The organism is Bacillus sp. FSL H8-0547 (genome assembly GCA_038002745.1).
In the GTDB taxonomy this organism is placed as follows: Bacteria; Bacillota; Bacilli; order Bacillales; family Bacillaceae; genus Bacillus_P.
Window position 1 is genome coordinate 3786018 of the sequence record JBBODD010000001.1, and the last position, 26549, is coordinate 3812566.

At 43.7% G+C, this 26549-nt stretch carries 25 protein-coding genes, 1 riboswitch and 1 other annotated feature; of the genes, 22 read left to right on the forward strand and 3 right to left on the reverse strand.

The features are described 5' to 3' along the window. Positions 1-29 precede the first annotated feature (29 nt). On the forward strand, positions 30-767 hold the full coding sequence (locus MHB63_19140) for an SDR family oxidoreductase (GenBank protein MEK3808643.1): 738 nt from the start codon (positions 30-32) through the stop codon (positions 765-767). On the opposite strand, the gene MHB63_19145 is transcribed toward MHB63_19140, so the two are convergent. Then, complete coding sequence (locus MHB63_19145; protein MEK3808644.1) at positions 764-1954, reverse strand: DHHA1 domain-containing protein; 1191 nt, start codon at positions 1952-1954, stop codon at positions 764-766. The genes MHB63_19140 and MHB63_19145 overlap by 4 nt on opposite strands. Positions 1955-2180: 226 nt before the next feature. Between MHB63_19145 and MHB63_19150 the strand changes: the two genes are divergently transcribed. The 5 genes from MHB63_19150 (at position 2181) to recQ (ending at position 6981) form a co-directional block, all read left to right on the forward strand. Further along, the gene (locus tag MHB63_19150) at positions 2181-2873 is read left to right on the forward strand and encodes a cobalamin-dependent protein (protein MEK3808645.1); all 693 of its coding nucleotides are present in this window, start codon (positions 2181-2183) and stop codon (positions 2871-2873) included. Continuing rightward, the gene (locus MHB63_19155) at positions 2848-3957 is read left to right on the forward strand and encodes an ATP-binding protein (protein MEK3808646.1); all 1110 of its coding nucleotides are present in this window, start codon (positions 2848-2850) and stop codon (positions 3955-3957) included. The genes MHB63_19150 and MHB63_19155 overlap by 26 nt, the downstream gene beginning before the upstream one ends. A 123-nt stretch (positions 3958-4080) precedes the next feature. Then, a complete protein-coding gene (locus MHB63_19160; protein ID MEK3808647.1) occupies positions 4081-4290 on the forward strand; it encodes a cold-inducible protein YdjO-related protein in 210 nt (69 codons plus the stop codon). A gap of 256 nt (positions 4291-4546) precedes the next feature. Further along, the gene (locus MHB63_19165) at positions 4547-4744 is read left to right on the forward strand and encodes a cold-inducible protein YdjO-related protein (GenBank protein MEK3808648.1); all 198 of its coding nucleotides are present in this window, start codon (positions 4547-4549) and stop codon (positions 4742-4744) included. A 119-nt stretch (positions 4745-4863) separates the two neighbouring features. After that, positions 4864-6981, forward strand: coding sequence for a DNA helicase RecQ (gene recQ, locus MHB63_19170; GenBank protein ID MEK3808649.1), 2118 nt, complete (start codon positions 4864-4866; stop codon positions 6979-6981). 40 nt (positions 6982-7021) lie between these two features. On the opposite strand, the gene pepF is transcribed toward recQ, so the two are convergent. Beyond that, positions 7022-8839 carry an oligoendopeptidase F gene (gene pepF / locus MHB63_19175; GenBank protein MEK3808650.1) on the reverse strand — a complete coding sequence of 606 codons (1818 nt, stop codon included), beginning with the start codon at positions 8837-8839 and terminating at the stop codon, positions 7022-7024. Positions 8840-9010: 171 nt separating this feature from the next. On the opposite strand from pepF, the gene MHB63_19180 reads away from it, so the two are divergent. The 15 genes from MHB63_19180 (at position 9011) to thiE (ending at position 23037) form a co-directional block, all read left to right on the forward strand. After that, positions 9011-9577, forward strand: coding sequence for a YtxH domain-containing protein (locus tag MHB63_19180; protein ID MEK3808651.1), 567 nt, complete (start codon positions 9011-9013; stop codon positions 9575-9577). Between the two features lie 158 nt (positions 9578-9735). Further along, positions 9736-10509, forward strand: a complete 774-nt coding sequence (locus MHB63_19185; protein MEK3808652.1) for a glucose 1-dehydrogenase — start codon at positions 9736-9738, stop codon at positions 10507-10509. Between the two features lie 141 nt (positions 10510-10650). Further along, positions 10651-11937, forward strand: a complete 1287-nt coding sequence (locus MHB63_19190) for a MerR family transcriptional regulator (GenBank protein MEK3808653.1) — start codon at positions 10651-10653, stop codon at positions 11935-11937. A gap of 22 nt (positions 11938-11959) precedes the next feature. Then, positions 11960-12418 (forward strand): DinB family protein, encoded by a 459-nt coding sequence (locus MHB63_19195; GenBank protein ID MEK3808654.1) that lies wholly within the window; start codon positions 11960-11962, stop codon positions 12416-12418. 132 nt (positions 12419-12550) lie between these two features. Next, the gene (locus MHB63_19200) at positions 12551-12913 is read left to right on the forward strand and encodes a hypothetical protein (protein ID MEK3808655.1); all 363 of its coding nucleotides are present in this window, start codon (positions 12551-12553) and stop codon (positions 12911-12913) included. Continuing rightward, the gene (gene yidC, locus MHB63_19205) at positions 12856-13686 is read left to right on the forward strand and encodes a membrane protein insertase YidC (protein ID MEK3808656.1); all 831 of its coding nucleotides are present in this window, start codon (positions 12856-12858) and stop codon (positions 13684-13686) included. The genes MHB63_19200 and yidC overlap by 58 nt, the downstream gene beginning before the upstream one ends. A 134-nt stretch (positions 13687-13820) precedes the next feature. Beyond that, the gene (locus tag MHB63_19210; GenBank protein ID MEK3808657.1) at positions 13821-14483 is read left to right on the forward strand and encodes a prolyl oligopeptidase family serine peptidase; all 663 of its coding nucleotides are present in this window, start codon (positions 13821-13823) and stop codon (positions 14481-14483) included. A 205-nt stretch (positions 14484-14688) separates the two neighbouring features. Next, positions 14689-14955, forward strand: coding sequence for a hypothetical protein (locus tag MHB63_19215; GenBank protein ID MEK3808658.1), 267 nt, complete (start codon positions 14689-14691; stop codon positions 14953-14955). Between the two features lie 73 nt (positions 14956-15028). Continuing rightward, positions 15029-15248, forward strand: a binding site (T-box leader). 61 nt (positions 15249-15309) lie between these two features. After that, positions 15310-16662, forward strand: a complete 1353-nt coding sequence (locus MHB63_19220) for a sodium-dependent transporter (GenBank protein ID MEK3808659.1) — start codon at positions 15310-15312, stop codon at positions 16660-16662. Between the two features lie 102 nt (positions 16663-16764). Beyond that, entirely contained in the window at positions 16765-18243 is a 1479-nt protein-coding gene (locus MHB63_19225) for a spore germination protein (GenBank protein MEK3808660.1), read from the forward strand. Positions 18244-18253: 10 nt separating this feature from the next. Next, positions 18254-19432 (forward strand): Ger(x)C family spore germination protein, encoded by a 1179-nt coding sequence (locus tag MHB63_19230; GenBank protein MEK3808661.1) that lies wholly within the window; start codon positions 18254-18256, stop codon positions 19430-19432. Between the two features lie 26 nt (positions 19433-19458). After that, complete coding sequence (locus tag MHB63_19235; protein MEK3808662.1) at positions 19459-20577, forward strand: endospore germination permease; 1119 nt, start codon at positions 19459-19461, stop codon at positions 20575-20577. A 41-nt stretch (positions 20578-20618) separates the two neighbouring features. Continuing rightward, positions 20619-20727: riboswitch (TPP riboswitch) on the forward strand. Between the two features lie 51 nt (positions 20728-20778). Beyond that, positions 20779-21591, forward strand: coding sequence for a hydroxyethylthiazole kinase (gene thiM / locus MHB63_19240; GenBank protein ID MEK3808663.1), 813 nt, complete (start codon positions 20779-20781; stop codon positions 21589-21591). Beyond that, positions 21588-22415, forward strand: coding sequence for a bifunctional hydroxymethylpyrimidine kinase/phosphomethylpyrimidine kinase (gene thiD / locus MHB63_19245; GenBank protein ID MEK3808664.1), 828 nt, complete (start codon positions 21588-21590; stop codon positions 22413-22415). Before thiM ends, thiD begins: the two co-directional genes overlap by 4 nt. Then, complete coding sequence (gene thiE / locus MHB63_19250) at positions 22396-23037, forward strand: thiamine phosphate synthase (protein ID MEK3808665.1); 642 nt, start codon at positions 22396-22398, stop codon at positions 23035-23037. The genes thiD and thiE overlap by 20 nt, the downstream gene beginning before the upstream one ends. A gap of 43 nt (positions 23038-23080) precedes the next feature. Here thiE and MHB63_19255 read toward each other — a convergent pair whose 3' ends face one another. Then, positions 23081-24730 (reverse strand): alkaline phosphatase, encoded by a 1650-nt coding sequence (locus tag MHB63_19255; GenBank protein ID MEK3808666.1) that lies wholly within the window; start codon positions 24728-24730, stop codon positions 23081-23083. Positions 24731-25191: 461 nt separating this feature from the next. Here MHB63_19255 and MHB63_19260 point away from each other — a divergent pair, with 461 nt between their 5' ends. Then, the gene (locus tag MHB63_19260; GenBank protein ID MEK3808667.1) at positions 25192-26544 is read left to right on the forward strand and encodes an aspartate aminotransferase family protein; all 1353 of its coding nucleotides are present in this window, start codon (positions 25192-25194) and stop codon (positions 26542-26544) included. Positions 26545-26549 lie beyond the last annotated feature (5 nt).

A 26549-nucleotide genomic window follows, 5' to 3' on the forward strand; every position in this document is an offset into this window, starting at 1 on the left:
TTAGTGACCATTTTATTTGGAGGTTTTTTATGAAATTAGCGAATAAGGCAGCACTTGTAACAGGAGCTTCCCGGGGTCTGGGAAAAGCTATTGCTATGGAGCTCGCTCGCCAGGGAGCTGAGGTTTACATAAATTATTCATCGTCTGAGCAGCAGGCGCTGGATGTGCTTTCACAGATAAGAGAGGAGGGGGGCAAAGCATTTCTTGCCCAGGGAGATCTTACTTCCGAGCAAGGGATTAAAAAGGCAGCCGCAGAAAGGACGTATGACATTCTGGTTAATAATGCCACTGGTCCCCAGCCGGAGCTGTCCTTGGAAGAGGCAACATGGAAAGACTACGAAGACCAGCTTGTTTTCTTTGTGAAAGCTCCGCTCCTTCTGCTTAAAGAGGTCCTTCCTGGAATGAAGCAAAAAAGAAACGGTTCAGTCATAAACATAGGCAGTGAAGTCATAGCTCTTGGAAACTCGCATTTTTCCAGTTATGTTACAGCAAAATCAGCCATGCTGGGGATGACCCGGTCATGGGCAAGTGAACTCGGAGAATACGGTATCCGGGTTAATTTAGTCAATCCGGGCTTTATTCCGGTAGAGCGTCATCGTGATGTAGGTGCAAAGGATATCGCTGCCTATCAATCAGGCGTTCCCCTGAATAGGATGGGAACACCTGAGGAGCTTGCGAGGACAGTTGCCTTTCTTGCGTCAGATGATTCAGCCTATATAACGGGACAAACGATTACAGTGAATGGCGGGAACACATATGGCATTTAATCACGCAGATGTTTTTCTGTCATTCTGTCGATTTCCATTTTCACAGCTTGAAAGAACGCTTCAGTTTCGCTGACGTCTGCTAATTTGGCCTGCGCCAGTTTTTCGCTTCCTCCGCCTTTGCCGCTGAAATCTTTCAGGCACTCTCTAATGGTATTGCCGGCATGGATGCTGTTTTGTTGACTGAATAAAACAGCATGCTCACTCATAGAGCCAAGCAGAACAAATTCTTTTCCGCTACCATGGAATTTTGCTGCCAGTAATTGAAGATCTTTCAGTGATGCCCTTTCTTTAAGGACTGCTGCCAGTTTTCCAGGCTGGTCAGTGTTTATTTTTTCTGTAAGCAGTAAAGCATTCTCAGTTTTCAAAAATTCCAGTTCTTTGTTAATCTGCTTCAGTTCTTGATCGATTGAATGGAGCCGCTCAGGGATTTCTTCCTGTGATGATTGAAAAAAGCGCGCTGTACGTTTAACAAGTTTATGTACTTCCTGAAACTCTGACAGGGCTCGTATGCCGCATTTAAAATGAAGTCTGATCCTGCCTTTTTGCTTTTCCGTTTTTATCAGCTTCATCAGGCCGATTTCACCTGTACCTGCGGTGTGTGTACCGCAGCACGCTGAGGTATCGATTCCGTCGATCTGTACAATGCGAAGGGGTCCATCCACGTCCGGAATCTTTCTTAACGGCAGGTTTTTAAGGTCATCTGCACCGGCAAAAAAGGTATGGATCTTTCGATTTTCAAAAATATAGTGATTGGCTTTGTTTTCAACTTCGGTCATCTGATCTTCAGATAGGTGCGGTGTATTCAGATCGATTGTGACGGTCTCTGCACCAAGATGGAAGCTTTCAGTTTCATAACCGTACAGCTCAAGGCAGACTGCCGACAGAAGGTGCTGTCCTGAGTGATGCTGCATGTGATCCATTCTGCGGGCGTCGTCAAGAAGGCAGTTTACAGACATGCCTTCAGGGTATTCAGAAACTATATGGTAAAGTTCATTCTCTACTTCTATTAAATCATGAACTGGAATCGTTCCAATCGTTCCGCTGTCTGAAGGCTGGCCGCCGCCTTCGGGATAAAAAGCAGTCTCTTTGAGGATAACAGCTCTTTGACCGTTTATTTTTGTGAAGCGGACAATCTCTGTCTGCCATTCAAATGTTTTTGGGGAAGTATAATAGAGTTTTTCAGTCATAAGCGTTAGTCCTTTCATCGTGGAATGTCTTACATTCTATCAAAAGCGGAGTGATTTTGCGTAAAGATTGTTAAGATTTCAGAAAAATTAGCTTTACGAAGGAATTGTTGTATCTACTTAACACGTTATGTGTTACGCTTAACCTAACAATCTCATATTGCGCAATCCCTTTTTCCGCTGTCCTTAGGCTGATAAAAACATACAAACGATTGGTAGGTGATTTATAATGAATCCCGTAGAAGAAATGAGTCAATTGTTTATTGATGGGGAACTTGGCCTTTCGTGGAGCTTATTGAACAGTCTGCTTGAAACGGATACGACAAGCACTGAGGTGTATGGCTTTTTATCAGATACTATGGACAATGTACTGGAACTCTGGGAGATGAATCGCGCAACAGTAGCAGATGAATATGTTGCAGCGGCTGTCTGCAAATCGATGATTGCAACCTATTACTACCAAAAAGTCGAAAAAATACATACACACTCCTTTTTATCACTGCCTGCAGCAGTTAAGCCGCGTGTTATGCTGCTTTCTATGAGAAATGAAGATCATGCGGTCGGAAGCATTATGACTTCATTCTTGTTTAGAGAATTTGGCTGGGAAGCATGCTGCATCGAATCCAATGTGACCATTGATTACATTTGCCAGTATGCCGAACGCTGGAAGCCTGATGTGATTGCCTTCACAACTAGTCTTGTTTCAAATATTCCAGCGGTTATTGAATACGTCTCGCAATTGCAGAATCTGACTTTTTCTCCAACTGTCATGCTTGGAGGAAAACAGACAAGTGATTTTGATGTCGATTATTACTGCCCTCCAAACACCGTGGTGATTCAAAACATAGTTCAGCTTAAAAGCTGGCTTCAAAATACTAATTCAAGGACTGAACGCCATGGAAATGCAATTAATCGCAAGTAAATATGACAAAATCCCATTTCCTTACTTTCTGGTGGACAGAAAGCTGAATATTGTTTCCGTATCAAGATGCACGTTTACGATTTTCGATGAAGAATTAAACTTTCTTGATGTTGTAGGGATCGGAAGCAAGAAAAAAGCAGCTAAATTTATTCTCGACACGCCGTCGATTACGAAAATAGAGCTGAATTTAAAAACAAAGTCAAATCCGATGACACTTTTTGATGTCTATATTCAATATGAAGGGAAAAATTTCATTCATATTTTCTGCATAGACAAAGAGGAAAGTGTAGATCAGATTTATCAGGCAGTCAAAACGCTTGAAGGTGATTTGCTGTATGCGAACCTGAATCTTCTTGAAAAACAGGAACAGCTCGAAAAGTCCCTTCAGCAAATGAAGGAAATAGCCATCAAGCAGGACAGTCTGGCAACGGTAGGCCAGATAGCTGCAAGCATCGCCCATGAAATCCGAAATCCGCTCACGAGCGTGAAAGGTTTTCTGCAGCTCCTTAAGCCTCATTTAATTGAGATTGGAAAAGGACACTATGCGGACGTTGCCCTGGAAGAACTGAACCGCGCAAATGAGATTATCTATGAATTTCTTAATAATTCAAAAGCGCCGATAGAATCGAAACAGCCTGTGCTATTGAGCAAACTTCTCAATGATATTGTCCTGATCTGCAAAAGCGAAGCGATACTGGCAAATTGTGAATTAACGTGCAGCATTATTGATGAGGAAGTCTATCTACATGTTGATATTAAACAGATGAAGCAAGTACTCCTGAACATGATGCGAAATGCAATGGAAGCTATTCAGATCAGCAAGCAGAAAAAAAGCGGTAACATATCTATTACGACGAGGCTTGACAGCGGCAAAATTGTGATTCAGGTGAAAGATAACGGAATCGGCATGAACCAGGATACCCTTAATTCTCTTTTTAAACCTTTCTTTACTACAAAAGAACAGGGAACCGGCATCGGACTCTCTGTCTGCATGGAAATTGTCAAAGCCAATAACGGGAATATTGATGTCATCAGCGAGGAAGGGTATGGATCTGCTTTCAGCATTACCCTGCCTGTTAAATAAGCAAAAACCGGATTGCGCCGCAATCCGGTTTTTTCGCACAACAAAACAAAGTGCATGATCAGTCAAAAAAAGAAATAAAATTCTATTTTAAGCGTATACTAGTTAAAAAAAGGAGTTATGCGCATGTACTTTGCTAAAAAGGGTGCTGAAGAGCCCGTTACGATCATCGAAGATACAACTGTATACGCTTGCGAATCCGAGTCCTGCAACGGCTGGATGAGAAAAGATTTTTCAACGGAAGATCTGTCATGTCCGATGTGCGGAAGCACGATGGCAGAAGAAGTGCGTGAACTTCCTCAAATTAAAATGGATTATAATCCTTTCAGTAAATAAGTGCAGGCTGCCTTTAACGGCAGCCTATTACTTTTGGTAAAGGTCAGGCAGGCAGTTTATCTTGCACGAAAGCAGAGCTGCAGCAAGATGGTCTGTTGACGAAAACTGCAAAAATTTGTTATAATGAAAAGACGCTATTCACTGGGTATAAAGAGTCATCACGTCAAGGGTACTTTTTATAAGCAGTGAATTTTTTTTTGTCATCACGTTTATGATTTTCTGTAAACATTGATAAGATCAGAGAGGAGAGTCATGAATGTACAGGAAAAAGCCTGAAGAAATTATAACTGAAGAAACGAAGGTGTGGATCTGCTCATCAGACAGCTGTAAAGGATGGGTCAGAGACAACTTCAAAAGCAGCGAAAGCGAGATTCCGGTCTGCCCGCTTTGCAAGAGCGAAATGAAATCAAGCACGAAAGAACTTGAAGTCATTAATAACCATAAAAAATATTAAGAACTCCATAACGGAGTTTTTTTTATTTCAGCAAAAGTTGATTTTCACCAATTTCATAGCCAGAAAGAATGATCCCATGTAAAATAATAAGAAAAAACGTTAACTGGAGTGAGTTTAAGGTGCTAGATCAGGCAAAAGAACACTTGAAGCATTATTTCGGCTATTCCGCATTCAGGCCGGGACAGGAAGAAATCATTACAAATGTCCTTAATGGAAGGCATGCAGCAGGGATTATGCCCACTGGAGGCGGAAAGTCGATCTGCTACCAGATTCCGGCTCTGATCCTGCCGGGAATTACCCTCGTCATTTCTCCGCTTATCTCCTTAATGAAAGATCAAGTTGATTCACTTGAACAAGCAGGCATTAAAGCGACCTTCCTGAACAGCACCCTATCCCATTCGGAAACATCATCAAGGCTTGCAGACTTAAAAAATGGCCTCTATACCATTCTTTATATTGCTCCTGAAAGGCTCGAATCGCCGGTTTTTATGGAGCAGCTCGCGTCGATGGACGTTTCGCTTGTCGCTGTAGACGAAGCTCATTGTATTTCTCAGTGGGGCCATGATTTCCGCCCAAGCTATTTAAAAATAACGGATTTGAAAACATCCCTTCCTTCAAACCCTGTTTTTCTTGCGCTGACTGCAACCGCCACACCTCAGGTAAGGGAAGACATCTGCAGCACTCTCGGCATATTGAGTGAGCATACTACTGTAACTGGATTTGAAAGAGAAAACCTTTCGTTTCGCGTAAGCAGAGACGGGGACAGGCTTCCCTTTTTAGAGAAGTACATTGCCGGCCGCAGTGAAGATACAGGCATTATTTATACGGCCACTCGAAAGGTTGCAGATCAGCTGTATGAACGTCTCCTAAAGAAGGGCATCAGAGCGGGGAAATATCATGGAGGAATGAGCGATGCAAATAGGAGCATTGCCCAGGATCTATTTCTAAATGACGACGTTCAGGTCATGATTGCAACAAATGCATTCGGCATGGGCATCAATAAATCAAATGTGCGCTATGTCATCCACTTTCAAATGCCGAAAAATATGGAAAGCTACTACCAGGAAGCGGGAAGGGCAGGCCGTGACGGGCTTGAAAGTGAATGCATTCTTTTATTCTCTGCACAAGATGTTCAGGTTCAGCGCTATTTGATCGATCAGTCATCCTTTCATAAGGAAAGACAGCATTCTGAGCTCGTTAAACTGCATCAAATGCGTGATTTTTGCTACACGGAAGGCTGTCTTCAATCCTACATACTGACCTATTTCGGGGACGAAGCAGCTGAGCCATGCGGAAAATGCAGCAACTGCAAAGATGAGCGGACAAGCGAGGATGTATCAAAAGAAGCCCAAATGGTTTTATCTTGTATGATCCGCATGGGGCAGAAATTCGGGAAAACGATGATCAGCCAGGTGCTGACTGGTTCATCCAGCAAAAAAATCAGGGATTTTAACTTTCATGAACTGTCCACCTACGGGATCCTGAAACATAAAACAGCAAAAGAAGTCAGTGAATTTATTGATTTTCTGACCTCTGAACAGTATATTTCGATAACAGGCGGACAGTTTCCGGTGCTTATCATCGAGGAGAAGGGGCTGCAGGTTTTAAAAGGCCTGGAAACCGTTACTAGAAAAGAGCAAACTCGGATTGTTCAAAAGGCTCCTGATGACGAGCTTTTCCTTGTGCTCAAGGCTGTAAGGAAGCAGCTGGCTGAAGAAGAAAATGTTCCTCCGTTTGTCATCTTTTCAGATAAAACGCTGAAGGATATGAGTCTTCAGAAACCGGAAACGCCGGAAGCATTCCTCTCTGTCCAGGGAGTAGGAGAAGTGAAACAACAAAAATACGGCCGTATTTTTACAGATGCGATTTCAGCCTTTTTGAAGGATCTTCCTGAAAAAGAAGAGCCCGTGCGAGTAAAGAAAGAGCGGAAAGAATCTTCGCATCTTGATACATTGAAGCTTTATCAGGAAGGCTTATCTGTCAAAGAAATAGCCGGAAAAAGGGATTTGTCGCCATTAACAGTTGAAAATCATCTGCTGCGCTGCGCGAAGGAAGGTCTGGATATAGACACGGAAAGCTGGGTGCCCGATGAATATGCTGGCGAGATAGAAGCGGCGATTAACGAACACGGGACAGCTGTGCTGAAACCTATAAAAGAAAGTCTCCCAAGTGATGTGACCTATTTTATGATTAAAGCTGCCATTGTAAAAAGAGAGAGCATGAAAGAAGTTCAATGATCAAAAAAAGCTGACACCAGTCAGCTTTTTTTTGATCTATTTAAGAGAGAAAACTTTCTTCAAGTTCTTCAATCAGGGAACCTGCATAAGCGACTGCCTGTCTGATTGAGTCAGGGCTGGTCATGTCGACGCCTGCTTCTTTAAGGAGCTCTACCGGTTTTTTGCTTCCGCCGGATTTCAGGACGTTCAACCATCTGTCGACAGCAGGCTTTCCTTCATCTTCAATGAATTGAGAGACAAGTGTTGAGGCTGTCAATCCTGCCGAATATGTGTACGGATATAAGCCCATGTAATAATGCGGCTGCCTCATCCATGTAAGCGATGCCCCCTCATCAAGTGTGACAGAATCTCCCCAGAAGGAGGAAAGGACATCTCTTTTATGGCTTGAAAGCATGTTCGCTGTAATTGGCTGCCCTTTTTCAGCGGCGTCATAAACCCGGCGCTGAAATTCGCCTTCCAGAAGGTGAGTCACAAAATTATGATAATAAGTCCCGAGAAGCTGCAGGATCACCCATCTTCTCATCCGCTTATCCTGAGTCTTTTTCAGCAGGTGTCTTCCAAGCAGCATTTCATTAAGGGTTGACGGCGCCTCGACGAAATACGTGGAAGGACGTGTATTCATAATCCGCTGATGCTTATTGGCCAGGTAGAAATGACCTGCATGGCCAAGCTCATGGGCAAGCACAAAAGCGCCTCTCATCGTATCCTGCCACGTCATTAAAATATAAGGGTGAACGCCATATGGACTTGAACAGAACGCGCCGGTTGATTTCCCGACGTTATCAGCAAGATCGACCCATCTCTCAGACAGCGCTTTTTTCATAATCTGAGTGTACTCAGGCCCCATCACTTCAAGTGCTTCAAGAATCAAGTCGCTTGCTTCCTGATAGGTTGTTTTCGGGCTGAATTCAGTGTCAAGAGGTGCCTTTAAGTCGCAAAAGCGCAGTTCATCAAGCTTCAGAACGCGCTTTTTAAGCGCAGCGAATCTCCTCATATGAGGTGCGAGTTCTGTCTGAATGATATCAAGCTGATTGTGGTACATCTCATTTGTGACATGCTGAGGTTTAAGCAGCATGTCGGTGACAGACGGATAGTTTCTGAGACGTGATAAAGCTACCTGTTTTTTTACTTCTGCCGCATAGGCGGATGCGACTGTGTTTTTGTAGTTTTTAAGAGTAGAAACAAACGAGTCGTATGCCTTTCTCCTCACGTATGTATTAGATGAAAATTCATATCTGTCTTCATAAAGAGCGAATGAATTCGAAAGCAGATTGCCGTCTTCATCTTCGACAGATTCAAATGTCATATCTGCAAGCTTGGCATTCTGATAGATTTTGTAAGGTGCCCCGTGTATCTCTCCGAGTGAAGCAAGAACTCTTTCTGTTTCTTCTGAAAGACGATGGGGTCTTAATTCGCCTAATTCCTGCAGTTTTCTTGAAAATGGCTGGAGCCTGTTTTCTTCTTTCATAAAAGCTTCAATTGTTTCTTCCGGAAGGCTGAGAAGTTCTGACTCAATGAAGGATGTTTTTCCCTGCACTCCTGACAGCAAGGCTGCAAACAGCGAGGAGTTTGCCTGGTTGTCAGGGCAGGTTCCATCTGCCGATTGAAGGAGGCTGATGTATGTTCCCGCTCTGACAAGCTTTTTTGACAGATGTTCCTCTGCTTCAAGGCAGGCGAGAAGGGAGGCGGCTGAATTTCCCAGAGTCCCCTGGAATTCCGCCAGTTCAGCTGCATCTTGTTCGATTGCGGCGAGTTCCTTTTCCCAGTCAGCCTGAGAATCATATAAATCTTCCAGATTCCAAGTCAGTGCTTCCGGCACTTCTGTTCTGGATAATCTCTTTTCGATCACTTTTTCCATATGTGTTCCTCCAATTTCCATCAACTTGTTTCGTGCTTCTAAATAAGTATACTGATTATTTTTAAAAATGAACAGATTATTCTGAATAAACAGAAGGAAAAAGGATGTTTCGTAAAGAAATCATTAAGGGTATGTACGCAATATGACATTAATCTACAGGGAGGAATCATGATGACGATTCAAAGCACAAACGAAAACACGCTTCAACCAACAAACACAGCAGTTAAACCGGCTGTCACAGCAGCACCGGAAGTGAAAACAAAGTCGAAAGGCAGCAAGCTTGCTGCGGGTATTCTCGCTGGAGCAGTAATCGGCGGATTGGTCACATTGTTTGATAAAAATACGCGGAATCAAGTGAAAAAGTCAGCCGCCGGCATTAAAGATTCCTCTTCAGAGGTTTTCACACAAGTGAAAGAAAATCCAGGCGAAGTTAAAAATCAGGTTGTCACGCAGTTTAAATCCGCAGCAGATTCACTTAAAGATGCGATTAACGAAGCGAAACGCCTTTATGACCGCTTAAACGAAGACGTTCGGGGCAATGTCAACGATGTCATTCAAGCTTCGAACGAAACGCTGGCAACTGCCAAGGATGCCCAGCAGGATCTTGCATCCATCGGCTCCAAGGTAAAAGAAGCAGGTGCTGAACTGACAGGCGGGAATGAGTCTGATACAGAAAAAGCTCCTGAAACACCGCAAAACCAAACGTCAATCCCCGGCACAAATGCAGGGAAATTTTAAATAGACATGAGCTGCCTGATTTCAGGCAGTTCTTTTTTATGTAAAGACCCTTACCGCAAAGTTTGTTGCGGCAGAAGGTAACCTCCCTCAGCATCATTTCCTGAAAACTCAAACTTCTATGATAAAATATAAGAAAAAAGAGAAAGAAGGCATCAAACATGTATCTGCCATCATTTGATCTGAAAAATAAAACAGCACTGATTACCGGTGCAGGAAGGGGAATCGGCCGCGCACTTGCACTTGGGTATGCCGAGGCGGGGGCTGATGTGATTCTCCTCTCCAGAACAGAAGATGAGCTGCAGGCTGTTGCAGAAGAAATCAGGGCAAAAGGCCGAAAAGCCTATCCGCTTCCTGCAGACGTGACGAGCACGCAGAGTATTAAGAATGTATTTGCTGAGATTGAAGCACAGCAGCTGAATGTTGATATTCTCATAAACAACGCCGGTATGAATATCCGTTCAAAAGCGCTTGATGTGACAGAGTCTGAGTGGGAAACGATTGTAAATACAAATATGAAATCGGCTTTTTTTATGTCGCAAAAGGCAGCAGAATGGATGAAGAAAAACGGGAAAGGCGGAAGAATTATCAATATTTCATCCGTCGCAGGCAAGACAGCCCTCAGAACAGGTGTTGTGTATGCACAGACAAAAGCAGCGATGATTCAGATGACTAAGGTGCTTGCATTTGAATGGGGGAAGGATAACATCCAGGTGAACTCTATCGGGCCATGGTATTTCGAAACACCCCTGACTGAAAAAATTCTGCACGATAAAGCGTATGTAGCTGATATTCTTGCAGTAACACCGCTGAAGCGGATCGGTCAGCTGCCTGAACTTGTGGGACCTGCCGTGTTCCTCGGCTCCGATGCAGCAAGCTACATAACCGGCCAGACGCTGTTCGTCGATGGTGGCATGACGATTCACGGTTTCTAATCATTTGCGGAAAATGCCGAAATTCAACTCAATTCATGAGATGTTGACTTTATTTTGGAACCTTTGTCGACTTGCAGGATTTTCCTTATCCCCGCCTCGAAAACGTAGGCAACAAAAAAATGAGAAAAGGCGGGGTTTTATATGTCTAAAAAGGTAAGTATTTCAAAGGTAGCTTCCATGCTGGGGGAATCCTCCTATATTTTGAAAATGTGGGAAGAAGAGTTTACAGCCATTCTTGAAATCGAACGGGATCATAAAAATGCCCGGGTGTACTCGCCTGAAAATATTGAAATGCTGAGAAAAATTAAACATATGAAGGATAGCCAGCTCGATCATGAGACAATCGTCCAAATGCTTGCTATGAACGGAAAAGGCGAAGCCGCTGCAGCCTCAGCTGCCGTTATGGATCCGGATGCAGAACTTTCTGCAAAGAAAAATATTAAAGTGGCGCTTGAAGAGATTTTCAGTTTGATTGAAGAAAAAGGAAAACAGGACATCAACATACTTGAACTGAAAATGGACCAGCTGGAGCTTTCATTAATCGAACAGCTCAAGAAAACGGTCAAGCAGGAGTTTGGCGAGCAGACAAAAACACAGTTTCAAACGTCAAAAGGCCAGTTTGCTGCCCTGCATCACAGATTGAATGAACAGTCCAAAACGCAGCTGAGTGCTGCCAAAGAGCAGATGGAAGAGCTGCAGCAAAAGCTCGAAGAACAGACGGATCTGCAGCTGAATGCCGCTAAAAACCAGTTTACGGCGATCCACCATAAGCTGAATGAGCAGTCTAAAGCACAAATGAAAACGGCCAAAACCCACTTCACAGCCCTCCAGAGCAAACTGAATGATCAGGCTAAATCCCAGCAGCAGACATCAAAAGGCCAGTTTGCTGCGCTGCAGACAAAGCTTGACGAGCAGAAGGAAGCTCAGTTCAATGCCGTAAAAGGCCAGTTTGCTGCTTTGAACACTAAGCTTAATGAACAGGCCAAAATACAGCTCCAGGCAGCAAAAGAACAATACGCTTCGCTTCATTCAAAGATGGATGAACAGACGAAAGTGCAGTTAGGCCAATTCTCCGGCCTTCAGAATAAAGTAAACGAACATGCAAAAACGCAGCTGACCATGTCAAAAAGCCAGTTTTCGGCCCTGAAGGAAAAACTCAGCGAAATGAAGGAAGTGCAGTTGCATGCTGCGGAAGGACATTATGCATCCCTTCATGATAAACTGAACGTAATCCATGAATCTGCCAGCAGCGAACGGGAAATGTTCCACGATGAGGTCAAGTATGAACGGGAGCTTGCCAAGCAGTACATTGAACAGAGAGAACAAAAATTTCTTGCGTTCGTACAGCAGCAAAAAGAAAAAGAGGAACGTGCAGACCGCAAATATGGCCTTTCGATGCTGAAGCAGTTTATGGGATTTGCTAAATAACCTTAACCTGCGGAGGATAACGATGAACACGAAATTAATCAGACATTTTATGTCACACAGAGCTGTTACACTCGAACTGCTTTCCATTATGAGAAACGATGACCCGGACTTCAAGCCTTCCGAATCGTCTATGTCAATTGCAAAACTGGCTGTTCATATGGCAACTTCCATGTACAAATTTACGGCTGTTGCCAAAGCGGGAAGCTCTGAACCGCTTATGGAAAAAGAGGATGTCAGCGAACCAGACCCGCTTAAGGCTGTTAAGCTTTACACGGAGAAAACCGTCCAGCTCCTGGAATCCCTTACTGATGATGATCTTTCACGCGAGATTGATCTGACAAATGTTTTTGGATTCAAGACTACTGGTGCATCTCTTGTAAAGATGGGAATTGAGCACGAGGTAAACCACAAAGGCAACTTGTTTGTATATGCCCGTCTCCTCGGGCATACTGAACTTCCGCTGTATGTAAAAAAAGGATAACCAGAGCCTGCCGGCCAATTTCCAGCCGGCGGGCTCTTTTATTGCCTGCTCCCTGCAATGGACAGACATCCGCTTTCTTTTTCTGTTTCTGAGGTTTATACTTAGTGTAATAAAAGGAGGTGAATGCAGCACATGATGATGGAGTTTTCACACGAACTGACACCTTATTTGACCCTGATCAGCCTTTTCTTTACAGTAGCTGCGATCTTTGCCTGCGGCTATCTGCTGGATCAGTCCTTTAAAAAACACCCGTCTATGAAAATGGCAGAAAGACATGAGCATAAAGACAGACTGATTTCACAGCGGAGACAAAATGAAACAAATGCGGTCATTGTCTGGATCATCAGGCAGATGAGGCGGTATGATGCAGGAGATGATACTCCGTCAGGTTTCCTTCTTGAATCTTTCATAATCAATGAAAAACAAGGAGGATTTACATGGAAAAGAAATCTGCATTCATCTCTCGGAACGTATTACTTGCACTGCTTGGATTAGGCCTGCTCATTATTCTTAGCGGCTGCCAGCAGGCAGGCTCAGGAGGCATACAGGAAATATCGAGCGTTACTCCGGGGTTTTTTAATCACTATTTTGTCTATCCATTTTCACTGCTATTAAAAACGTTTGCCGAATGGTTTCAGGGAAGCTACGGGCTTTCAATTATTCTCGTAACGTTAATGATCCGGTTCGTTCTTCTTCCATTTGCACTCAAACAGTCTAAAGATCAAATGCAAATGAAGGGGAAAATGGCAAAGGCGCAGCCTGAGCTGTCTGTCATTCAGGAAAAAATGAAAAAAGCAAAAGATGCCGAGACGAAAACGAAACTTCAGCAGGAGACGATGAAAGTGTATCAGAAGCACCAGATCAATCCGCTTGCTGCACTTGGCGGATGTCTGCCGCTTCTCATTCAGCTTCCGTTTTTGACAGGATTTTATTATGCCATTCAGAGAACGCCTGAAATCGCCCAGCATTCCTTTTTATGGTTTAACCTCGGCAGCCCGAATCTTGTTCTGACACTTCTCGCAGCAGGCATCTATTTTCTTCAGGCAAGAGTATCGCTCGTCGGGCTTGAAGAAGCGCAGAAAAAACAAATGGCCATGTTCAGCTATCTGTCGCCTGTCATGATCGGCATGTTCTCGCTGACAGCACCGGCAGCTCTTCCGCTGTACTGGACCATCGGAGGGATGTTTGTGATTTTGCAGACTCTCCTGACAAAAAAATTGTTTCATGCGGACAGTACCAGAAACAGTAAAGCAGAAGCACCCGTTTAAACCTAAAACGACTATTCCTTCATGATAAAGACCGGAGACTTTGATCTCCGGTCTTTTTTCATCTTTTCAAAAAAGGATTTGGCCTTGAAAAGAAGAATGTATGTAGAAGACGATTAAAAAAGGGGTTATAGCAGATGAAGTCCGGCGTATTTGAAAAAACCATCACGAAAAAAATAGAGGCAAAGCTCTCTTATTTACTGAAGCTACCTGAAGGATATGAAGAAGGGACCGGAGAAGTGCCGCTTGTTCTGTTTCTTCACGGGGCAGGCGAACGGGGCACAAATCCTGAAGACGTCAGAAAGATAGGGCTCCCGGAGGTGGCAGACCGAGAAGATTTTCCCTTCATCCTGCTCGCTCCTCAATGCCCGGTATCCACGGCAAGAAGGTCGAACTGGATCATGGAGCTCGACGGTGCTGCCGCTTTGCTGGAAGAGGTTGTGGAAAGCTACAGAGTCGATAAGAACCGGATTTATTTGACTGGCATGAGCATGGGGGCATATGGAGCTTTTGAACTCGCAGGAAGAATGCCGGAAACATTCGCAGCCCTTGCTGCTGTATGCGGAGGCGGCTGTCCGGAGAAAGCAGGCCTGCTGAAAGAGATTCCTGTCTGGATTTTTCACGGAGAAGACGATGATGTCATTCCAATCAAGGAAAGCCTGGATATGGTTAATGCCTTAAAGCAGGCAGGCGGCAATGTAGCATTCACATCTTATCCAGGAGTCAAACATGATTCATGGGTCCAGGCATACAATGATCCTGAACTGTACAACTGGATGCTGAGCAAGAGCAAGGCTTAAATAAAATAGAAAAGGAGACGCTGGTAAACCAGTCGTCTCCTTGCGTATTGAGGCGAAGAACCACATGCCACATTCATGTGTGCGGGAATCCGCATGTTCTCCGGCTTACACAATTCAGCTCATCGCTCTAGTAATATACCATGCATAAGGAAAAGAAACAAGCATGATTTTTAAAAACACATCAGTGCAGGGGAGGCAGGGCTTCATGAATTTAAAAAAGTTCACTAAGGATTTTAAGGAATTTCCGCTGAGCGACGGCTGGAAGCTTGTGATGCACAAGGATTTCGAGCTGTTCAAAAGCAGGGAAAATTATGCAATTATCGATGCCGAAGCTGACGTCCTCTTAAAGTTTTACCTTGAGAGCCCGGAGGTCATGTGCTTTAAAAAAACCGTCTGGAACCTCGACTGCAAGCTGAATTGTGCATCAAAAGTACTGACTGTATTTAATGAGCCTGATCTATTTGATGAGTGAAGAAAGGTGCCATTTAAAAAAACAGGTTGACATCAGCAGTCCTGAGATGTTTAAATTATCTATAAATTAATGGAGCGTAACGTTGATGGGAAACACAGTAATCACATTGTCCCTGTTTTAGAGAGCTGACGCAAGGTGAAAGTCAGTACACACAATGCGGATGAATTTCGGTCCCTGAGTTTTTGTTTCGACCTGACGGAAGGAATGAACGGGTTGTCCCGATATCGACTTAAGAGCCGGAGAGTATTGTATTCTCAACTAGGGTGGTACCGCGATGAACAGTCGCCCCTACATTCAGGGGGCGGCTTTTTTGCGTTTTCATTAATATAAAGACACAATCATGAGAGGTGCATAATGAGAGAACATCAGCAGTGGTCTTCAAAACTGGGATTTATATTAGCTGCAGCAGGATCGGCAATCGGACTTGGGGCAATATGGAAATTCCCGTATATAGCGGGAGTCAGCGGCGGGGGAGCCTTCTTTTTTATATTCCTTCTCTTCACATTATTGCTTGGCCTGCCATTGCTCCTGGCAGAATTTGCGGTTGGAAGAAGCACTCAGAAAGATGCGATCCAATCATATAAAGCAATCGCGCCGGGAACAAAATGGTTTTCTGTCGGGTATTTAGGAATGATCACCTGTTTTATTCTGCTGTCATTCTACAGTGTCATTGGAGGATGGATTCTTCTCTACCTCTTAAAAACACTGACAGGTGATTTAAACGGACTCAGTCAGGAGCAATATGGACAGCTGTTCGGCGAAACGATCACTGACCCTGTTTTAAGCGTCGGTGCACACCTTGTCTTCATGGCAATCACCATTGCGGTTGTAGCAAAAGGGGTACAAAAAGGGATTGAGCGCACTAGTAAATTTATGATGCCGGTCTTATTTCTTTTGTTTATCGTGCTGATTTTCCGATCGCTTACGCTCGACGGGGCGATTGAAGGAGTCCGCTTTTTGTTTCAGCCGGACTTTTCAAAATTAACGTCAGAAACCATTCTGGCAGCACTGGGACAATCCTTTTTCACCCTGAGTGTCGGTGTTTCCGTTATGGTAACGTACAGCTCTTATCTATCGAAAGAGTCCAATCTGCCTCAATCTGCGTTTTCGATTGTCGGAATGAACATTTTTATTGTTGTTCTTGCGGGACTTGCGATCTTTCCGGCCGTGTTTTCATTTGGCCTGAAGCCAGATGCCGGTCCGGTGCTGCTCTTTAACGTATTGCCGACCGTTTTTAATCAAATGGCATTTGGCATGGTATTCTTTGCAGCATTCCTCCTGCTTTTCCTGTTTGCATCTTTAACTTCGGCATTTTCCATGCTTGAAATTATTGTCTCTGTATTATCAAAAGGAGACTCTGAAAAACGGACGAAATGGTCCTGGACGATTGGACTTCTAATCTTTTTAGTAGGCATACCATCAGCTTTATCATTTGGAGTTTGGAGTGACGTAAGCATTTTCGGCAAAACCATTTTTGATGCGGCGGATTATCTGGTCAGTAATATTCTGATGCCTGTGGGGGCCCTGCTTATTTCTATTTTTGTTCCGCTGAAAATGAAAAAATCAGCTCTTTATGAAGAGCTCTCTAAAGGATCTTCTTTATCCAAAGGACTGTTCAATGTGTGGTTCCTGCTCATGAGATACGTGGCGCCAATTGCCATTTTCCTGGTTTTGCTTGACGTAATGGGAGTTTGGAAGCTCTTATAAGTAATGGAAAGGACTCCGCTGCTGCGGGGTCCTTTTTGCGTATACTCAAGGGGAATTTAAGGAATATTAATCCATGACTAAATTGAAATTGAGGGACTGCGCATGTCGAAAATGGTTGCTCCTGAAAAAATACCCCAATCTCTGCATGCCGGCAAATCGCTGATTTGTGAGAAGCTGGGTAACAGTTCGGATTTGAAATTTAAAGAAATGAAAAATAACGGATTTACTTTTTTAATCGTATATATCAGCACGATTGTTGAAAACAAACAGCTGGAGGAGCTGATTCTTCCATCACTTGCTTCATTTGATGCAGAAAAGGCCGAGGCAGCAGAGGATACCGTTGATTTCCTCAGGGATCATGTTATTGCTCTGAAGGACACCAGGAAAATAACAAACATGAATGACGCGGTAAATGAGCTGCTTTTTGGCAATACGGTCATTCTTTTTGAAGGTCAGTCGAGCTGTATTACAGCCGGAACGGACAAGTTTCCTGAAAGGAGTATTTCAAATCCGAAAGCTCAGCGGACACTGAAAGGTCCAGACATTGGATTCAATGAAGATATTTCTTCGAATACGGCTCTGATCAGAAAAATAATCAGAAATCCGGCACTCAGAATAGAGTCTCCAGAGATTGATTCAACTACTAAGATTTGCATCATTTACATGGAAGGAAAAGCTGACAAGGAAATTTTAAAAGAGCTAAAAAAGATGCTTTCCTCTATTAAAATGGACGTCATTCTTGATTCCAACTACCTTGAAGAGACCATGCAAAAGTCTTCAAACTCCATCTTCCCGCTAACACTTTCAACGGACAGACCGGACGTTGTCTGCAGTGAAATTATGGAAGGGAGAATTGCTCTCATCGTTGACGGGACACCGTTTGTGGTCACTTTGCCGACTGTGTTTGTGCAGCTGTTTCAGTCACCGGATGATTATTATTTTTTGACAAAAAAGATTATGGCAAAGAGACTTTCACGTATGTTAATCTACTGCTTTTCCATTCTTCTCCCAGCCCTTTATATTGCTTTTACGATTTATCATCCCGGTCTGATCCCGACAAATCTGCTTGTTGGAATTGTCACACAGAGGGAACTTGTGCCTGCTCCAACAGTTGTTGAGACGATCGTTTTTTATTTTCTGATCCTGATTATTACCGAAAGTTCGCTCAGGCTTCCTCAATCCGTTGTGTTTACGGTCACTGTTTTTGCAGCCATTGTACTCGGACAATCGGCAGTGGAAGCTTACCTTGTTCAGCCTTTTACGCTTGTTGTATTAAGTGCCTCTTACATCTTTTCAAGCATCATTCCGGTCTATTCTCTTGCGACCGTTTCTCAAAAGCTGACTGTTGTATTTATGTTTCTGGCATCCGTTTTAGGATTTTTCGGCATTATTGCAGGGATTTTGTATTACCTGCTTCAGTTATCTTCATCAAGATCATTCGGGGTGCCGTATCTTGCACCGTTTGCTCCTTTTAAGCCAGGAGATCAAAAGGATGCTGCATTCAGGGTTCCTATGTATGAACAGCTGAACAATAAGAAGACCTTTACTAAAGAAGAAAAAGATCAGCTGAAAAACAAGTAAGGAGGACACGATGAAGAAAAAAGCATGGGGACTTATATTTTTCGTCATTCTTACTCTTGGTTCCAGTGTGGTTATTTCAAAGAATGTAGAGGATACCCTGATTAAATCAATTTCCATCGTCAGTGCGATAGGAATTGATTCCAGTGAGGAAGGGTATGAAGTAACACTTCAGATGATCAATACCGCAGCTAAACCTGATTCAGTGGGAGAAGTTCCGGGTTCAATTATCTACCAGCAATCAGGCAGAACAATTTCTCAGGCAGTCAAAAATATCTTAAACCGTAATCCAAAGAAAATTTTTCTCGACAGCGCCGATTTGATTGTCATTGGAGAACAAACAGCAAGAGAAAAAGGAATTCATGAGATACTGGCCTTGTTTCTGACAGAATCTGAAATTTCCTCAAGCATAAAAATTATGGTGACAAAAGATTATCCGGCAAGCAAAATTATTAAGACTATTACCCCGGCTGAAAAGGTCTCATCTAAAAGAATCAATGACATTGTACACAGCAATGAATTAAATCTTGGATCTGTGGCAAGTGTATATCCTGTTAAAGTAATGAACGATCTTCTCAGAAATATAAAAGCAACAGCTCTTCCTTATGTTACGCTGAGCAGTGATCAGGAGATAGGTTCCTCACAAGAGAATATTTCTTCTCCTGAGCCGGAGGTTCTTTTAATCCTGAACGGAATGGCTTATTTCAAAAAGGACAAGCTTGCTGGTTATTTAAGCAGGGATGAGAGCAAGATTTTTCTTGGTATTACGAACGGTACAAAAAAAACGACGATTGAGGCGCAATGCGGAGCTGATGATCCAGGTTTTTTTACCGTACACATTAAAAAGTCAAAAACCAGTGTAAAGCCAGTCTACAGCAATGAAATGGTTTCATTTCAAGTCGAACGGAAGATGAAAGGGGAATTATTTGAAAGCACATGCAGACAGGATGATCTTCCTAATTTAGAATCTAAGACTGAAGAAGTCTTAAAAAGGGAGATGGCTGGACTGATTGCCAGAAGTCAGGAAGAAAACAATGACTTTCTTGGCTTTCTAAAAGAAGTCTACTTGAGAAACCCATATAAATTTCAGGAAATCAACAAGAAATGGAAAGAACTATATCCTGAGGTTCCGGTAGAAATAGAAGTGAACTTGGAGATTGAAGATATTGGAGATGTGAACCGGATACCGTAACCCTTTCAGGCAAAGGATGATGAATGATGAATCAGCAGATTACACCTTATCAAGTTTTTTCCTTAATGGTTCTTTTTCTATTAGGCAGTACAGTGGTAGTAGGGCTCAGCTTGGATGCTGAAGAAGAAGCCTGGCTTGTAAATATGATAGCCACGGCGGCAGGTATCGTCATTTATTTTTTGTATATATGGATTCTTCGCATCGATCCCAGGAGAAAAACCTTTACAGAGCTTTTGAAGACAAGTTTCGGCAAGTGGATAGGGACATGTTTCATTTGCCTGTACGCGGTCTACTTTCTTTATATCGGGATGAGAGTTGTGAAAGATTTTGAGTTTTTCATCAGCACGGTCCTTTTTTACAACATTGAAACATGGGTCATTGGTTTTGTCTTCATTCTGCTGGCAGGGTATGCGTGCATATTAGGATTAGAGGCGATTGCAAGAGTATCGGAATTGCTTTTTTTCGGAAGTATTATGATGATTGCGCTGACCACACTCATAACCATTTTGAACCCAATGTTCGAATGGACAAACGTTCTGCCTCTTATAAAGCCTGACTGGAGGTCTGTGATAGGATCTGTTTTTCCGGCAAAAATAACGTTTCCGTTCGGAGAACTGATTACATTCCTCATGATTTTTCCCGCTGTGAATGACCAGTCCTACTTGTTTAAAAGAGGATGGATGGCTGTTGTATTCAGCGGTCTCATTATCATTGCCATTACAGAATCCATTATCGGCATGCTCGGGGCGAAAATCGCGGTCTATTTTTCCTATCCCCTCATTAAATCAATTGAAACGATTGATTTGCTGGATTTTTTTCAGCACATCGAAATCCTGTCTGTCATTGTTTTTTTCTTTGTAGGTTTTATAAAAGTGGTGCTTCTCTGCTATGCCTCTATAAAAAGCCTGTCTGAGATTATGCCCCGGGTTAAAAATAATTATCTCGTATACGGGGTCCTTTCAGCTGGATTTGCATCCACCTTTTTTATGGATTCAAGTATAGTCGAGCATACGAAAACCGGTCTTGAAATCGTTCCAAAATATATACATCTGCCATTTCAATTCGGAATTCCGCTGCTGCTGCTTGCAATCCTTCTTCTCAAGATGATGCTTAAGAAAAAGAAGACGGCTGAACAAGAGAAATAGTTGCAAAATCTTCCTTGGAAGAGTAGACTTTGAAACAAAGTACATAACATAACGGGAGCTTGTGGAATCAGGCTGAGAGTGCGGCTAACTGCTGCAGACCGGATGAACCTGTTGGATAATGCCAGCGCAGGGAAATTATAGGGATACCTGTAAGCACTTTGCCGCGGCATAGTGCTTATTTATATTGGAGGGGAAACGATCATGTCCATTCAAGCAGAATTAATTTTGGAGAAAGTGAGAGAACAAAATCCGCTTGTGCACAACATAACAAATACAGTTGTCACAAATTTTACGGCAAACGGGCTTTTGGCTCTTGGGGCTTCTCCCGTCATGGCCTATGCCAAAGAAGAAGTGGCGGATATGGCTAAAATAGCGGGTGCAGTCGTACTGAACATCGGTACTTTGGATGAGAGAATAGTAGAGTCGATGCTGATTGCAGGGGCATCTGCCAATAAGCATGGCGTTCCGGTTATTTTAGATCCGGTTGGAGCAGGGGCAACACCTTACAGGACGGAAACGGCCAAAATGCTTGCCGAAACGCTGGACATTGCAGTGATCCGGGGCAATGCTGCAGAGGTAGCAAGTCTTGCCGGTGAAAACTGGGAGATAAAAGGGGTCGACTCAGGTGCAGGAGGGGCAGGAGATGCTTCATCACTTGCCGTTAAAGCTGCAAAGCAGCTGAACACCGTTGTTGTGATTACCGGAAAAACGGACTTTATTTCAGACGGTGAACGGCTTTTCAGCTGCAATAACGGCCACAAGCTTCAGACTAAAGTGACTGGAACAGGATGTTTGTTAAGCTCAGTTGTCGGAGCGTTTTGTGCAGTTGAAAAAGAGTATGTTTTTGCCGCTGCTGCCGCTGCCGCTGTCTATGGATGTGCTGCAGAAGCAGCAGTGGAAAGGCTGAACAGACATGAACCTGGCAGCTTTCAAATCGAGTTTTTAAATAAGCTTTATTATCTTGAGCCAAAAGCTTTGAGAGAACGCATGAAGCTTGAGGAGGTGCTTGCATGAGTGTTGCAAGAGCATTAACTATAGCAGGTTCTGACAGCGGCGGGGGCGCAGGAATACAGGCTGATTTAAAAACATTTCAGGAGCTCCGTGCATTTGGCATGTCGGCTATAACAGCAGTGACAGCTCAAAATACCCTTGGCGTGCACGGCGTGTACCCGCTTTCGGCAGAAGCGGTCATTAAGCAAATAGAAGCGATAGGTACAGATCTTGGAACAGATGCACTGAAAACAGGCATGCTTTTCAGCAGTGAAATCATTGAAGCTGTTTCTGCCCAGATTAAACGATTCGGCTGGGAAAAGGTTGTCGTTGATCCTGTTATGATTGCAAAAGGAGGTGCGTCACTCCTGCAGCAGGAAGCGATTGACTCTTTGATCACTCATCTCCTGCCTATCGCACTCGTTGTTACCCCGAACATTCCGGAGGCAGAGGTTCTCTCAGGCATAAAAATTGAAACGATTGAAGATCGGAAACGTGCTGCAGAAAAGCTGCATGCATTTGGAGCAGGATATGTGGTGATTAAAGGCGGGCACGCAGAGGAGACTGAGCAATTAATCGACATGCTCTATGACGGCAACGAATTTTTCTTTTTCGAGAACGAACGGATTCAAACTGTAAACACACATGGGACAGGGTGTACGTTTGCCGCTGCGATTACTGCCGAGCTTGCTAAGGGGTGCAGTGTTCCGGCTGCAGTTCAGCTTGCAGCCGATTTTATTCATGCCGCGATAAAAAAAGATCTCAAGCTTGGTAACGGACACGGTCCAACGAATCATTGGGCCTATCAGGAAAAAAGGACGGGACGATATGGAAAGCAGCATACTTAGGCAGAAACTGAACCTGTATTTTATCATGGGAAGCACCAATTGCCTGAAAGAACCTGAAGACGTGCTGCTCCAGGCTATAAAAGGCGGAATCACGATGTTTCAATACCGTGAAAAAGGAAAAAATGCACGCACAGGAATGGATAAACGCGAACTTGCGCGAAGTCTCCAAAAGATTTGCGCTTTGCATGCCGTTCCCTTTATTGTCAATGACGATATTGACCTTGCAGTCGAACTTGATGCTGACGGGGTGCATATTGGACAGGATGACGCTGATGCGGGAGAGGTGCGAAAAAGAATCGGGAGCAGGATTCTCGGCGTTTCTGCCCATACGATGGCAGAGGTGAAAAAGGCAATGAAAGATGGTGCGGATTACATTGGGGCAGGGCCCATATATCCAACTGCAACGAAGGAAGATGCTGAACCTGTAAAAGGGACCCTTTTGATTGAAGAAGTAAGAAAGGCGGGGATTTCCATTCCCATTGTCGGCATCGGCGGAATAACATCAGCCAATGCCCGTGCTGTTATAGAAGCAGGAGGGGACGGAGTTTCCGTGATTTCAGCTATTAGCCTGTCCGAAGATCCATGCAGAGCAGCGGAGAAATTACTAAAATCTGTTCATTAAAAAAACATCGGGCACATTCAATTTGATGTGCCCGATGTTTTGCTTATTTGGACTTTTTAACTAGTTGGACAGCATCCTTGGAAAGATAGAATCTGTCTTTCGTTTGAACCGTTACACTGTCGAGCTCAATTTCTTTGCCGTTCACAATGGCAAGATCTTTATTCACTGGAAATTCAGCTGTAGTTTTTCCTTTTTTCACTACTAGAACAGGGTTGTTTTTATCCTGAGCATTTACAAATACTTTTGCACCCATTGCTTCAAATGCCGTTTTTGCGTCAACAAACAGTTTTTTGTCGAGCTCTTTTAAATCAAAGCCCATGGCTGAAGCTGTAATATGGGCAATGTCAGTGTTCTCAACAAAGCCAATCGGTTTACCTGGTCCATACGAATACATGAATAAGTCTTCTCCAGTATGCCCGCCTGACGTAAAGCCAATGTTTGCACGTTCAGCAAGGAGCTCAACGAGCGTTTTTGCAAGATTCTTGCTGTCATTAATCGCTTGTGTTTCTTCAGCAGTCGGGTTCTTAATTCCGTAAAGTGCTGCCACTTCCAATTTGTTTGACTGATCAGGCTTTAACTGCTTCATAGCTCCTTCAAGAGTCAATTCTGCTTCTTTCAAAGGATCTATATACTCAGACACCGGGATGGAAGGGTAGTCTGCACTGGTATTCTGGTTGCCGATTGAAATACCGCTGTTGCCGTGATCAGAAAGAGCGATAACCATTGTATTTTTATCTTTTTTTGCAAAATCAAGCGCTTCTTTAACTGCTGCATCAAATGCAAGCGTATCGCTGATCATGCCAATCGGATCATTTGCATGGGCAGCCCAGTCCGGTTTGCTTCCTTCTACCATCAGGAAGAAACCGTCTTTATCTTTAGAAAGCGTGGAGATTCCCTTTTTCGTCATTTCTGCAAGAGTGGGCTCATTCGGATTTGTAGTCTCACGGTCCATATCATAGGCTAGAGCAGCTGGTGCGAACGCACCCCAAAGCTTGCTTGATCTCGAATTTAAAAGCTCCTCGCGGGATTCAATGATGTCATAGCCTCTGTCTTCTGCAACTTCAACCAGATTTTCTCCATCTTTCCGGCTGTTTTTGGCCGTTCCTGTTGTCAGAGAATCTTTTCCTCCTCCTAAAACAACATCAATATCCTGATAGATTTGCTGTTCGGCAATATTGTCATACTCTCCCCGGTGGGAAGCATGAGATGAAAAAGCAGCAGGTGTGGCGTGCTGAACTTCAGAAGTGGAGATAATTCCTGTTGCTTTGCCGCTTAACTTAGCACCTTCAAGCACATTCGCAACAGGCTTGTGGGGCTGATCGGCAATTGAACTGTCAAGTCCGGGCGATGAAACTGTTTCAGGCAGAACACCGACAAACTTATCATTTGATTTATTTCCGGTTGCCATAGCTGTGCCTGCAGGAGCAGAATCTGTAATCGCTGATTCTGCCGAATATGTACGTACCCCTCCGGTTAAGATTTCATCCATTGCAAGGGGACCGCCTTTATACCATCTTGATAGAGTAGTAGTCGATGAACTCACTCCATCCATGACAAGAACAATCACATTTTGCGCTTGCGGTTTAGCTTTCTTTGCTTCTGCTTTTTCATTGGCTGCCGTGAATCCCAGGGATCCCGCTGCGAGTGTGCCGGCAAGAGTGATGCCGAGGATTTTTTTGTTTAAAGTCATCATTTAGCCTCCCGAATATTTGATCTAACTTAAGAATATCGATAATACGTTAACCACGTATGAAAGGTTTGTAAAAGGAAAATAAATACATGATTACCAGAATGTAAAGGTGATGCATAAGGAGGGGGAGGAATCTCACAGGTTAAATGAAAAAAGATAATAATATTATTATGTTAACTAAAAAATACGCTCTTGAATCCGCTATATAGCAACAGCCATGAGGGGCTAAATGACCCTAATAAGAGGTATAAGCCATATTACAAGCAGGAAAATAGCTCCATTTTAAAGAAGCGGCAAATCCTGCAATCTGGGCAGGATGAACTGAATCATCTAAACTCCATTGACATTGATAATCATTTTCAATTAATATTCACATGTAATCAGATAGTTTAAGCGGCGGTCAAGCCGTTTTTATTTTTAAATGAGAATGAGAATTATTATCATGTTAAAAAGGGTGATTATTTATGCTGACCAATGAGTTTTATTTAAACAGTCAAAACAAAAGAGAATCAAATGCAAGATCGTATCCGCGGAGAATACCAATCGCCATCAGTGAAGCGGAGGGGATTTATATAAAAGATGTTGAAAATAAAACTTACATAGACTGTCTGGCAGGGGCAGGAACGCTTGCCCTTGGACATAATCATCCGGTAGTGATCCAAGCAATGGAGAACGTGATTAAAGGAAAACGGCCACTTCATACACTGGATCTGACAACTCCCATGAAGGAAGAGTTTGTTGAAGAGCTTTACAATGCATTGCCGCCTTCATTTGCAGAACATGCAAAGATACAGTTTTGCGGACCTTCTGGATCAGATGCGATTGAAGCTGCGATGAAGCTTGTTAAAACAGCAACAGGCAGAGGAGGCATGCTTTCTTTTCAGGGCGGATACCACGGCATGACAAATGGCTCTCTCAGCCTGATGGGAAATCTTGGACCGAAATCCAGTATTCAAAATTTAATGCCTGATGTGCACTTCCTGCCGTATCCGTACTCTTACCGCTGTCCATTTGGCATTGGAGGAAAAGAAGGGGCCGCCGTTGGTTCAACCTTTATTGACCGGACGCTGAATGATCCTGAATCTGGAATTGTTAAGCCGGCCGGGATGGTCATGGAGATTGTGCAGGGGGAAGGCGGAGCCATACCTGCACCTGACGATTGGGTAAGAGAAGTGCGGAGGATTACTGCTGAACAGCAAATACCGCTTATTGTAGATGAAGTTCAGACAGGCTTTGGAAGAACCGGAAAAATGTTTGCTTTTGAGCATTCAGGGATTACACCAGATGCGGTGGTCTTGTCAAAAGCGATTGGCGGAACGCTTCCTTTAGCAGTGGTCGTCTATCATAAAGATCTGGATCAATGGGGCCCTGGCGCTCACTCCGGAACATTCCGCGGAAATCAGCTGGCCATTGCTGCAGGTACCGCAACGATGAAGTTTATCAAACAGGAAAAACTTGATGAACAGGCAGCCATACTTGGAGAATTTCTGATGCTTCGGTTAAAACAGATGAAACAGGAGCTCTCAAGTATTGGCGACGTGCGCGGTCTTGGACTCATGGTTGGTGCGGAAATCGTGGATAAAACGGATTCTGCTGATGCTTTGGGAAGCTATCCTGCACATCCTAAGCTTGCTAAACGAATTCAGCAGGAATGCTTTAAACGCGGGCTGATCCTCGAGCTTGGCGGGCGCCACGGCAGCACTGTCCGATTCCTTCCGCCGCTGATTATCACAAAAGAACAGCTTGAGACGGTTTGCGGGCTTTTCTATGAAGCCGCTCTTGCAGCAGAAAAAGAATTCATTCCAAGTTTCGTATAAGGAGT